The following is a 12,111-nucleotide window of genomic DNA, read 5'->3' as shown; positions in this document are numbered from 1 at the left end:
AAATCAAGATATTACAAGTGTAATGAAGGCGATTCACCAACTATTTTTGGCAATTAAATCTTTTTTATGGAAGAATTTTTATTGATTCCTGCTTAACGGAACATATTAAGGTTGGCAAGGCCTTTTTTGCCACCTCCCATTTTGTTCATCGTCTTCATCAGCTTACGCATATCATTGAACTGCTTCATCAGGTTATTAACCTGTTGAATAGAGGTGCCTGAGCCCTCTGCAATTCGGCGCCGGCGGCTTCCATTAATTAAGTCGGGATTGGCTCTTTCAGCCTTTGTCATGGAAAGGATAATGGCCTCAATAGGCTTAAAGGAGTCATCATCAATATCAATACCTTTGAGGGCTTTTCCCATTCCTGGTATCATAGCCATCAGATCTTTGATGTTACCCATCTTTTTAATCTGCTCAAGCTGGCTCAGGAAGTCGTCAAAGTCGAACTGGTTCTTCCGAATCTTCTTGCTAATGCGTTGTGCTTCCTCTTCGTCGAAGGATTGCTGCGCCCTCTCCACAAGTGAAACCACGTCGCCCATACCCAAAATACGCTGCGCCATCCTATCGGGATGAAATACGTCAATGGCTTCCATTTTTTCCCCGGTAGAGATAAACTTGATTGGCTTCTCCACTACAGTTCGTACAGAAAGAGCCGCACCACCACGGGTATCACCATCCAGTTTCGTTAACACAACGCCATCATAATCCAGACGCTCATTAAAGGTTTTAGCAGTATTTACCGCATCCTGTCCGGTCATGGAGTCGACCACAAAAAGAGTTTCAGAAGGATTCAGTGCTTTCTTTAGAGCAGTGATTTCCTGCATCATTTCCTCATCGATGGCCAAACGACCCGCTGTATCAACAATGACTATACTTTTGCCGTTATCTTTGGCATACTGAACGGCATGGCTGGCAATTTCAACTGCATTTTTGTTATTTTCTTCAGCATATACCTCTACGCCAATCTGCTCGCCCAATACCTTTAGCTGGTTAATGGCGGCAGGGCGGTAAATATCGCAGGCGGTCAGCAATACCTGTTTCCCCTGCTTTTTAAGGTAACTGGCAAGTTTACCGGAGAAGGTAGTTTTACCTGACCCCTGGAGGCCGGAAATCAGCACAATGGCTGGCTCCCCTTTTAGGGTCATATCTTCCTTGGTTCCTCCCATGAGCTTTGTCAGCTCATCATTGGTAATCTTTACCAATAACTGCCCTGGGGAAACAGTAGTTAATACATCCCGCCCCAGTGCTTCTGTTTTAATACGGTCTGTTACTTCTTTGGCTACCTTATAGTTTACATCGGCATCTACCAACGCTCTGCGAATTTCTTTAACGGTAGTAGCAACGTTAATTTCAGTGATGGAGCCCTGGCCTTTCAGGTTCTGAAAAGCCTTGTCTAACTTATAGCTTAAATTATCGAACATAGTTTACCTCTAAAAATCAGTTTCAAAATTACAGAATATTTCACTTATCTCTAACAAAAAATTACACAAAAGGGTCTGTAAAACACCAGAAAAACCAAATTGAACAGCTTATTTTACCCTCTTGCCTTGCAGAATAATAAGCACTGATGCTGAACGGGAGCAATCATCAGTACCCCTTCCGGAATGGGAATAAAGACCAGTTTAAAAATTATCAGGAAGCTTTTTGAAAAGACCAGGAGCCAGAGCTGGAAACCTGGTTAATAGTTCCGAATTGTAAAAACAAAAAAAGCTATGGCAAAAAGAAGAACCTTCCTCTTTCTACCATAGCTATTTATTGAAAAAGTTTACTGTCAGATACTCCTGCCCCTTATCAACCTTAAAAGGATAGCAATAACGGCAATTACCAGCAAAACATGTATTACAGCTCCAACGCTAAAAGCAAAGTAACCAAGCGCCCAGAGAATCACTAATACAATAGCAATTATATATAGTAAGTTACTCATCGTTTTTCTATTATGTTAAAAAATATTGATTTAAATATCAGGATATACGTGGGTTTATTTTTTTAGTTTTAAATATTTTTAGATACTGTTGCAGGATTATATATGGAAATTGAACTCTATAATTTGCGAAGGCAGTACCTGCTATTAAAAGAAGAGTTAGATGCTGCTATAGCCGAAGTAATCCGGAAGGCACAGTTTATTGGTGGCGATGAAGTAGCGAATTTTGAAGAAGCCTTTGCCAGCTATATCGGCACAAATTTTTGTGTAGGATGTGGGAATGGTACCGACGCTATCGAAATTCTTTTACAGGCCCTAGGCGTAGGAAAAGGAGATGAAGTGATTGTACCGGTACATTCATGGGTTTCCACAGCCAGTGCAGTTACTGCAGTTGGTGCTAAGCCTGTTTTTGTCGACACGCTTCCCTACCGGTATACTATCGATCCGGCAGGTATAGAAAAAGCCATCAGCGCTAAAACCAAAGCCATCATGCCAGTCCACCTGTATGGCTTACCTGCCGAAATGGACGAAATAATGGCCATTGCTGAAAAATACCAGCTGTATGTAGTTGAAGATTGTGCACAGGCACATGGAGCGACTTACAAAGGCAGAAAGGTAGGGAGTATAGGCCATGCTGCTTCTTTTAGTTTTTATCCCATAAAGAACCTGGGAACATTTGGTGATGCCGGAGCCATGGTAACCAATGATTCCATACTGGCAGAAAAAGTTAAAATGTTGGGGAACTATGGACAAAAAGAGAAACACCAACACCTCCTGCATGGACGCAATAGTCGTCTTGACACACTACAGGCTGCTATTCTGAGCACCAAACTTCCCTATCTTGATGAGTGGAACCGTTTAAGAAGAAAGCTTGGCTCCTTATATGCCACCTTACTTCAGGACCTACCGCTAAGACTCCCTGATAATCTTGGTGACAGGAAGTCTGCTGTTCATCTCTTTGTTATCCAGACTGGTGAGCGGGAGGCGCTGGCAAACTTTCTGATGGAAAATGGTATTTCTACCGCCGTACATTATCCTCAAATGCTTCCCATGCTGCCCCTCTACCAGAGCAGCAGTCAAAAAGACAGCTTTCCTGTTTCTTTCGCTTATCAGGATAAAATTCTTTCCCTCCCGCTATACCCGGAACTGCAGGAGAAAGAGGTGAAGTATATAGCCGAAAAAATAACCAGCTTTTTCAGGAGAGCAGGCTAAAAGATTCTCTTCCTGAAAAAGGTTGTGGGCTCTTTCAGAAATATTCCTACTTTACGGAAATTGCCTGCCGAAAATAAATAGGCAAAAGCAATTTCCTTTAAGAATTGAATTAAAGTATCTTCGCCCTCCTATGGGTATTGTAGTTAAGCAAACTATCCGGTCTTCTTTTATTACTTATCTTGGCGCCCTTATCGGCTATGTCAATGTAATATGGCTGTTCCCACGTTTCCTGGAACCTGACCAGATTGGCCTTCTAAGAGCTTTGCAGGATCTGGCTTTGCTTCTTGCTCCCTTTGCCGCCCTTGGGCTAAATGCCGGCATCATTCGATACGCGCCTCAGTTTAAAGACCGCCAGCTTCATGCTTTTATTACCTTTACCTTCCTGAGCTCCCTCCTTTCCATTGGTCTTTTCAGCCTTATATTTTATATCTTTCAAAAAGAACTGCTTTCGCCCTTCCTGGAAAATGCACCCTTAGTCGCGGAGTATGGTGAGGTGGCTATGGTATTGGTAGTGGTAATGGTTCTGACTTACCTGCTGGAGGCTTTTTCCAGAAGTCAGCTGAATATCGTTCTACCCAACTTTGTGCGGGAAATTTGTATCCGGGCTTTTACTACGGTTTCCATTTTACTCTTCATCTGGTATTGGCGGGACCTGGAAATGCTTATTTACAGTCTTATTGGGGTATATGGCCTTTCCTTTTTTATCCTTACCTTCTCTCTTTTTTCCGGAAGCGGCCTGCGAATAAATACCGATTTTAAATTTTTAGAAAAGCCATTCATTAAAGAATTTGCCAGGTACGCTTTCTATACCTTTCTTGGGAGTAGCGGGGTAATGATTGTGCAGAAAGTAGACAGCCTGATGGTTACCTCCCTCCTTGGTGCTTATGAAAATGGGATTTACACAACGGCCTTTTTCATTGCAGTGATCATAGAGATGCCGAACCGGGCTATTCTCCAGATTACGGTTCCTCTCTTGTCCAGGGCATTTGAAAAACAGGACCTGAAAGAAGTGAATACTCTCTATACAGAAGCTGCCATTAATCAACTCCTGATTGGGCTCCTGCTCTTTACTGGCATTGTCATTAACCTTCCTAACCTTTTTGCCCTTATGCCAAAAGGGGACGAATTTGCGAATGGAACATGGGTGGTAATCCTGATTGGACTGGGAAAACTAATGGATATCCTGGCAGGGGTAAACGGGGAAATTATTGTACTGTCACGCTACTACCGGTTCAACCTTATTGCAGTTGGCATTCTTGCGCTGCTGACTATCCTGTTCAACTTTCTGCTGATTCCGGAATTTGGTTTAACAGGTGCAGCTTTTGCCTCTATGGCTGCCATTATATTTTATAATATCGTAAAATATATTTTCGTTTACCGGAAGTTCAACATACAGCCTTTTACCTTCAGAACCCTAAAAGCATTGATAGTTGGAGGTATAATACTTGCAGTAGGACTTTTGCTTCCCCGAATGGAAAGTGCGTGGCTCGATTTAGTGCTACGGTCAGCTGTGGTGAGTGTACTGTACCTGGGCCTTGTTTACTGGCTAAAGCTTTCGAAAGAAGCCACTGACCTCATCAGGACAGGCTTGAAGTACATAGGATTATAGTGCTACAACTACTGCACCATTGTCCATTTCAGCGGTTCTCCTTTTTCAATATCCTGAGTTGCCTTTTTCCCCAATACCTGCTCAAGATATTTAGGCTCCAGACCATAACCAGGCCGTATGCTCCTGACATGCTCTGCGGTAAAGACCTCTCCTTTTTTAAGGTCTTTCACCACAAATAAAGAGCGACCGGTAATCGCACGGCTGGCTCTTGTTCTTTCGGATAAGCTATAGTCGACCTGCCCCAAAGCTTTTTCCGCATCCCTAACCGCTTTCACCATTTCGCCAAATTCGGCCGGATCCATCGAAAAAGCTGCATCAGGCCCTCCAATTGCTTTGTCGAGGATAAAATGCTTTTCAATTATTTTAGCCCCCAGTGAAACGGCTACTACCGGTCCGGTAGCGCCCATAGTATGGTCAGAAAGACCAGGTACTACATCAAATGTTTGCTCCAAATTAGGAATGGTACGGAGATTGGAAAGCTCCAGCGGCGCCGGATAGGCCGAGGTGCATTTTAAAAGGCCCAGTTCATCATTCCCCTCTGCACGGCAGGTCTGCAGCGCCAGTTGTATGTCGCCTAATTCCGCGACGCCGGTAGAAAGAATAACCGGCTTTTTACGAGCTGCCGTATAACGGATCAGCGGAATGTCCATTACCTCGAAGGAGGCGATTTTATAAGCCGGGGCATTCAATTTCTCCAGCAGGTCTACGGCACTGGCATCGAATGGAGAGGAAAAGCAAATCAACCCTTCCTCTTCAGCAACCTTAAAAAGTTTCTCATGCCACTCCCAGGGCGTATATGCCTCCTGGTATAAGTCATAGAGGTACATTCCATCCCAGATGGTACCGTGCTGCAGGCGAAAGTATTCTTTATGGCTGTTCAGGGTAATGGTGTCAGGGGTATAGGTTTGCAGTTTAATAGCATCGGCACCAGCTTCTTTGGCTGCCTTTATGGTTTTAATGGCGATATCTAAATCCTGCTTATGATTGGCCGAAAGCTCGGCAATGATAAAGCAGGCCTGCCCCTTTCCTACTCTTCTGCTCCCGATATTAAATGCGTTCATATGCTTTTTTTCTGAATTTCCAATATACCTCCTTCTTTAGCTCTGTCTTTCCTACAGAAGTAAAAGAAAGGTTTTCAAAGATACGGACAGAAGCTAAATTTCTCTCCTTCACCAGGGCATGAAGTATAACCTCCCCTTTTCTTTCCTGCTGAAACACCCGCAGGGCGTTTTGCAATACAGCCTCTCCCAAGCCTTGCCCTCTTACCTCCGGTGCCATGGAGTAACTGATTATGAAGGTATTTCTTTCCTCCGGATCGGCATCGAAACGCACCTGCCCTACCGCCTTCCCTTCTTTTTCCAGCAGATAAAGAGTAGAATCCTCCTGTGCAAGCTTTCTGTTAAACCAGCTAACATGCTTTTCCCATGGAATCGGTTCCGGATGGATGGCCTGCTTCCGGGTTTCCGCATCGTTGGCCCAGCGGAAATATAATTCACAATCTTCAGGCGCTGCCTTTCGTATCTGCAATTCCTTCTCCTTCTGCAGTTTTTTGAATATTTTTAGAATTCGCTCTTTTTGCTGATTATCAAAAAAAGCTTCCTGCGCTTTTAACTGTTCCTCCTGAAAAGAAGGCTGCAAAGCCTGCTGAATTAAAGCTTTTAGTTTTTCAGCATTCATTTCTTCCCAAGCACCAGCATCAAGTGCTAACTGGTTGCTGCTTAAAAAACGATGCAACAGTTGCTGATTGTCTGCTATCACACCACAAATTAAAGTAACACGGGTAGCGCAGGCTTCATAGGCCATGGTGGAGGAAGGAAGTAAGGCCACACCAGCTTTGCGGTACTGTTCTGCCAACTCCGCGGGAGTTGCATTCCGAAGAACTTTTACCCGGAAACTTTCAGATACTTTAAGCTCGTGCCGAAATGCAGCCCCTAAAATAAGGACAATAGGTTCCTGGAATTTGATTGCCTGCAAAAGGTTTAGTAGGTGCTGGGTTATGTTATTTGGATCTGCCCCGCCCATGGCTAAAAGGAGGCTGCCTTTTTGCCTTTCCTGCAGCCTTTTCTGCCGAAACACTTCCCGTACCAGGGCATACTGAGGGCCGAGGCATAAGCGAGTATGAAGGGAAGTTTTGTAAGATTGGGCATCAACCCCTCCTGCATGATTCAGCACAACATCCGCAAAAAAAGGTCGCTGGTGCAAATCATCTATGCTCAACACTTTATGGCCGGCCTTTACCAGCGCCTTTTCATATTCAGCAGTAAAATGATAGCCATCCAGCACAATCAGGCAGGAACTGAAGTTCGAGGATTCAGCAATCACTTCAAGTTCTTCGATAATTTTGCTGCCTGGGCTCAGTTCAATACAATTGAAATCATGGGCTTTGATTAGGCCTTGAATTGAGGCTTCGGTTGAACGGGTGACGAAAAAAATTTCATATTCTTCCTGCAGCATTTCTGCCAGGGCAAGGCAGCGCATTATATGCCCCATCCCGACAGTAGGGCCTCCATCGGCTCTAAAAAATAGTTTATGCTTTTTTCTGCTCAACATGGGCATTTATCGCAAGCAGTTCCGGATTTTGTTCCAGCAAATGAATAAGCTCCTCTGCACTTAAATTCTGGGCATGGTATTGCTCTATTAAAATTTTTACCAGCTCAAAGTCTTCCGCCGTATCTACCGTTATCCGAAGTTGGCTGGCATCGCTTTTCCGCTTAATGTTTTTAAGCCTGAAATCCGTCGCATGGGTTTTATAGAAAAAAGGGGTAACATGCTCCTTTTCAGCAATGGAATCAGCTTCCCCATAAGCCATTTCAAGCATCTGCCGGCTAAATATTTCGAAATCTAGCCCTCGCGGGTAGGTTCTTTCCTGTGTATTGGAGAGGTACAGAAAAGGATTGTTTTCTTTCCTGTATTGCTCCACGGCCTGCTGAATAACATACCCATCAATAAGAGGACAGTCGGAAGTAACCCGCACGATAATATCAAGCTCATATTGAGCAGCACAGCCATAAAATCGCTCCAGCACATTATGCTCATCACCCCGGAATACCGGAATGTTGGCTGCCGCCGCAAAACTTACTACAGGCTCATCCGTGGCATTGACTGTTGTAGCGATAAAAACCGGAAGCTGGCTCCATTGCAGGCGCTCCACATGCCATGCAAGTAAAGACCTCCCTCCTGCCTCCTTCAGTATCTTAGCTGGAAGTCTTGTACTTGTCATACGGGCTTGGGTAATAATTCCTGCTTTCATTTAATCTGGCTGAAAATAGAAAAAATCCGCTGTCTTACCTCTTCCAGGTCATCATCTGTCAGCTCCGGGTACATGGGTAAACTTATTTCGCGCTGATAAAAGTCTTCAGTATTGGGTAGACTGATATCATAGCCCAAGCTCTTGTAGTAGGGCTGGTGGTACACGGGTATATAATGCACCTGCACGCCTAAGCCAGCCTGCCTCATTCTGCTGAAAATATCCTTCCGAAGGGGCACATAAATATCCTTCAGGCGGATAGGGTAAAGATGATAAGAGCTTTGTCCGTAATCCCGCTCAACCGGCACATCGAAATAAGGATTATCCTGAAATAAGTGGCGGTACTGCTCTGCTATTGCCCGCCGCCTTTCCACAAACTTGTCCAGCCGCTTGAGCTGCGAAATCCCCAGCGCTGCCTGCAAATCGGTCATTCGGTAATTAAATCCCAGCTCCTGCATTTCATAATACCACTCCCCTTCATTTGGATTTTGCAGCTCTTCCCGGCTGATACCATGGGTCCGGAATTTTAATGCCTGCCGGTAAATCTTTTCATCATTGGTTAGTAAAGCACCACCCTCTCCTGTGGTAACATGCTTTACCGGGTGAAAACTAAGGATAGAGATGTCGGATAATTCACAGGAACCAATAACTGAATCTTTATATCTGGCCCCGGCGGCATGGCAGGCATCTTCAATAATATATAACCCATGCTCGTCGGCCAGAGCTTTGATGGCATCCAGGTCTGCAGGATGGCCTGCGTAATGCACAGGCGTAATACAGCGGGTACGGGAGGTGATTTTCTCCCTTATTGAATTGACATTGATGTTGCCGGTATCAGGTTCAATATCGGCAAAAACGGGTTTAGCACCCACATACAAACCCCCATTGGCCGTAGCAACAAAAGTGTTGGCAGTGGTAATAAATTCATCGCCTTCCTTTAATCCAAGGCTAAAATAAGCTGCATGCAGGGCAGATGTTCCGGAATTAAGGACCAACGCATAACGGCAGCCAAACTGCTTACATAACTGCGCTTCAAATGCAGCAATAAGTGGTCCCTGCGTCAGGAAATCAGACTGCAGGGCCTCTACAACAGCTTCTACATCTTCTGCCGATATATGCTGCCGCCCGTAGGGTATATACTTTTTCTTCTCTTCCAAGGCAGTTAAAACTTAAGGATTCAACTCAAAAGTTGGGTCCACGTGTTCCTTGATAATACGACGGAGTTCTTCAGGTGACAACCAACTGGTATTGGTTCCTGAATTGTACTTAAATCCCTCTTCTACCTGTTGGCCATCAAGCGCCTTTGTATATTCTTCCACATCCCAAACAGGGGCGGTGGGGGTTATTACATAATAGGTATCAAATTCAATAGTACTTAAAGCATCTGTTTCGGTAATCATTTCCTCATGGATTTTCTCTCCCGGACGGATGCCAACAATCGGGTGCTCGCAATCAGGACCGATGGCTTCCGCCATGTCCATAATTTTGTAAGAAGGCAGCTTTGGCACAAATATTTCTCCACCCCATGCTTTCTCCAGGGCCATCAGCACCAGGTCTACCCCTTCCTGCAGGGTAATATTGAAGCGGGTCATTTTCGGATGAGTAATGGGCAACACACCTTCTTTCCGCTTTTCCAGGAAGAATGGGACAACGGAGCCTCTTGAGCCGATAACATTCCCATACCTGACCACAGAAAAGCGAATATCCCGCTTTCCTTTGGCATAATTAGCTGCTGTAAACAGCTTATCGGAGCAAAGCTTTGTAGCACCATATAGATTAATAGGAGCAGCGGCCTTATCGGTCGATAGGGCTACCACATGTTGCACGCCCCTGTCCATGGCTGCGTTAATGATATTTTCAGCTCCTATTACGTTAGTTTTGATAAACTCGAAAGGGTTATACTCTGCTGCCGGCACCTGCTTAAGAGCGGCGGCATGTATTACAATTTCTATCCCCTCAAAAGCACGATAAAGGCGGTCTTTATCGCGGATATCTCCCAGGAAGTAACGGATGGCCGGGTACTGGCTTTTCGGGAAACGAAGAGACATATTGTGCTGCTTCAGCTCATCGCGCGAAAAGACTACCAGCCGCTTAATTTTCGGGTAGCGCTCCAGAATGGTGGCCACAAATTTATGTCCGAAGGAACCGGTGGCTCCGGTAACCAGGATTGATTTATTATTCAGGTCTAGCATTCTGTTTTCTTCATTAAATCTTCAAACAAAGTTCCCTGCTGCAGGCGCTCTTTCACGCGGTGCCGGGCATAAAACCTGTCTAAAAATAAGCTATACTTCTGTTTTAAAGCTGATATTCCTTTTATTTTATACTTTTCATAAATCCAGACAGTTTTTTTAAACTTAGGCAAGTTCATAAAAAGTCGGCGGTTATAAAAGTATTTTCCGATATGCAGCAGAGAATACATGACAAGTAGCACAGGCTCAGGCCCACCAGCACCAGAGAGTCTTTCAGTATAAAGGAAATTTAGAAAGTTTAAATCAATACAGAATCTGAACCCAACCTTGAAAAGACCCAAGGCAGGAATCTTCAATGAGATAGTAATATATACCACTACTCAACCCTTTTCCATCCCAATTATTTGTATAGAAATCAGAATAAAAGACCTGTTTACCAGTTCTTTGATACACCTGTAATTTGGCCCCCAACAGTCTTTCATCCATCTGGAAAAATTGATTAACTCCATCATTGTTAGGTGTAAAAACATTTGGAATCTTAATTTCCTCATGATTCTCCATTCTAACGACTAAGGTATCTGTAGCAACACCACATGAATTCTTCACCTTTACCCAATATGTTCCACTTTTAGTAACGCTAAAAGTAGAGCTTATTGAGCCGTCCTGCCATTCATAACTTAGGCCAGGAGAAGCAACATTATATAAAAAAGAGTCTCCTAAGCATTGAATAACCCTGTCTTCTCCCAAATTCACTGTAGGTACCGAGGTATAATGAATGGAAATTGTATCAATCTTTATACCACAAAAATTCTCTACCTTAACCCAGTAAGTCCCTGATTTGGAAACCTCAAGTGTTGAGGCAGATGACCCATCCTGCCACTCATAAACGGAGTTTGGGTAAAAAGCATCGAGGGTGATATTTCCCGGAGAGCAACGGATTATATCCTCACCTAAAAAAATATTAGGTGAGGATACAAAGTCAATAGAAATTGTATCCATTTCCACACCACAATAATTTTCTACCTTAACCCAATATTGTCCACTTTCTGATACAGAAAAGATTGAATCTGTTGACCCATCTTGCCATGTATAAGTAGAATTAGGATAAAATGCATCAAGCTGTACCGTTTCCCCATAACAACCCACCTTATCATCCCCTAAATTAATGACAGGAGGATTACAAACTCCTATCAAACAGGCCCTTTCTTCATTAGATAGTGCTTTTTTAAACAGACGCACATCATCTATTTTTCCATGAAAAAACGTTGTCCCACCAGGATCATTTCCTAATTTATCGATCGAGCCAAAAACCAGAGGGATATTTGTATTAGTATTTATTCCTGGAGGAATATTGGTAGACGATACAAGCTGGTTATTAACAAACAATTTAATCAATCCACCTTCTTTAATAGCAATCAAAGAATACCACTCATTTTCTTCAAAACCAGATGCTGCGGCACTGTAAATTTGATTATATTGGCTACCTACAAAAAAAACAAAGAAATTTTCTCCATCCACTCTTCGTGCATCTAGAGCATATCCAGCACGACTAGGACTTCCAAAAATAGTAACGCCTTTATTAATAATCCATCCTCCATAACTGCTTGTCCCGGGAGTTAATCCTTCAAATTCACTTACCTTCACCCAACAGGAAATTGTAAAATCCTCCTGCCCCAAATCAAAATGGTCACCAACATGAATAAAATCGTCTGCACCATCAAAGAAATAGCCTGATTTAGGATTTCCTTCAAACCCAGGTGTAAGTACTGCCCCATTTACTATTCCATTAAAAGTGTACCCGAGAACTTCATTGGAATTACCATCAAATGGATAATGAGCAATCATGTCATCCTCAAAACCATTCTCCGAACAGTTGTCCTGTCCATAAATGGAAAGTGGTATCCAAAGAAGTAAATTTAGAAAATTAAGGATT

Annotated in this window: 11 protein-coding genes; 2 read left to right on the top strand and 9 right to left on the bottom strand. The window is 43.6% G+C overall.

Annotation, left to right across the window (positions count from 1 at the left end):
* Window positions 1-92 precede the first annotated feature (92 nt).
* Entirely contained in the window at window positions 93-1,421 is a 1,329-nt protein-coding gene (gene ffh / locus F752_RS0117220; RefSeq protein ID WP_017732995.1) for a signal recognition particle protein, read from the bottom strand.
* 350 nt (window positions 1,422-1,771) lie between these two features.
* Entirely contained in the window at window positions 1,772-1,924 is a 153-nt protein-coding gene (locus F752_RS26090) for a lmo0937 family membrane protein (RefSeq protein WP_017732994.1), read from the bottom strand.
* 102 nt (window positions 1,925-2,026) lie between these two features.
* Here F752_RS26090 and F752_RS0117205 point away from each other — a divergent pair, with 102 nt between their 5' ends.
* Together F752_RS0117205 and F752_RS24460 are read left to right on the top strand one after the other, a co-directional pair.
* Window positions 2,027-3,133 carry a DegT/DnrJ/EryC1/StrS family aminotransferase gene (locus F752_RS0117205; RefSeq protein WP_017732993.1) on the top strand — a complete coding sequence of 369 codons (1,107 nt, stop codon included), beginning with the start codon at window positions 2,027-2,029 and terminating at the stop codon, window positions 3,131-3,133.
* A gap of 130 nt (window positions 3,134-3,263) precedes the next feature.
* The gene (locus F752_RS24460) at window positions 3,264-4,742 is read left to right on the top strand and encodes a lipopolysaccharide biosynthesis protein (RefSeq protein ID WP_017732992.1); all 1,479 of its coding nucleotides are present in this window, start codon (window positions 3,264-3,266) and stop codon (window positions 4,740-4,742) included.
* Window positions 4,743-4,750: 8 nt separating this feature from the next.
* On the opposite strand, the gene pseI is transcribed toward F752_RS24460, so the two are convergent.
* The 7 genes from pseI to F752_RS0117165 are packed head-to-tail and all read right to left on the bottom strand — an operon-like array spanning window position 4,751 to window position 12,023.
* Window positions 4,751-5,803, bottom strand: a complete 1,053-nt coding sequence (gene pseI / locus F752_RS0117195) for a pseudaminic acid synthase (RefSeq protein WP_017732991.1) — start codon at window positions 5,801-5,803, stop codon at window positions 4,751-4,753.
* Entirely contained in the window at window positions 5,790-7,292 is a 1,503-nt protein-coding gene (pseG, locus tag F752_RS0117190) for a UDP-2,4-diacetamido-2,4,6-trideoxy-beta-L-altropyranose hydrolase (protein WP_017732990.1), read from the bottom strand. Before pseG ends, pseI begins: the two co-directional genes overlap by 14 nt.
* Complete coding sequence (locus F752_RS0117185; protein ID WP_017732989.1) at window positions 7,270-7,992, bottom strand: cytidylyltransferase domain-containing protein; 723 nt, start codon at window positions 7,990-7,992, stop codon at window positions 7,270-7,272. The genes pseG and F752_RS0117185 overlap by 23 nt, the downstream gene beginning before the upstream one ends.
* Window positions 7,989-9,146: a UDP-4-amino-4,6-dideoxy-N-acetyl-beta-L-altrosamine transaminase gene (gene pseC / locus F752_RS0117180; RefSeq protein ID WP_017732988.1), complete on the bottom strand. Its 1,158-nt coding sequence runs from the start codon at window positions 9,144-9,146 to the stop codon at window positions 7,989-7,991. The genes F752_RS0117185 and pseC overlap by 4 nt, the downstream gene beginning before the upstream one ends.
* A 12-nt stretch (window positions 9,147-9,158) precedes the next feature.
* Window positions 9,159-10,181, bottom strand: coding sequence for a UDP-N-acetylglucosamine 4,6-dehydratase (inverting) (gene pseB / locus F752_RS0117175; protein WP_017732987.1), 1,023 nt, complete (start codon window positions 10,179-10,181; stop codon window positions 9,159-9,161).
* The gene (locus tag F752_RS0117170) at window positions 10,175-10,519 is read right to left on the bottom strand and encodes a hypothetical protein (protein WP_160164128.1); all 345 of its coding nucleotides are present in this window, start codon (window positions 10,517-10,519) and stop codon (window positions 10,175-10,177) included. Before F752_RS0117170 ends, pseB begins: the two co-directional genes overlap by 7 nt.
* Window positions 10,482-12,023, bottom strand: a complete 1,542-nt coding sequence (locus F752_RS0117165; RefSeq protein WP_017732985.1) for a LamG-like jellyroll fold domain-containing protein — start codon at window positions 12,021-12,023, stop codon at window positions 10,482-10,484. The genes F752_RS0117170 and F752_RS0117165 overlap by 38 nt, the downstream gene beginning before the upstream one ends.
* Between the last annotated feature and the right edge of the window lie 88 nt (window positions 12,024-12,111).

The organism is Nafulsella turpanensis ZLM-10 (assembly GCF_000346615.1).
Lineage (GTDB): Bacteria > Bacteroidota > Bacteroidia > Cytophagales > Cyclobacteriaceae > Nafulsella > Nafulsella turpanensis.
The sequence above is the reverse complement of the archived record's forward strand: the minus strand, read 5'-3'. Positions and strand labels throughout refer to the sequence as shown.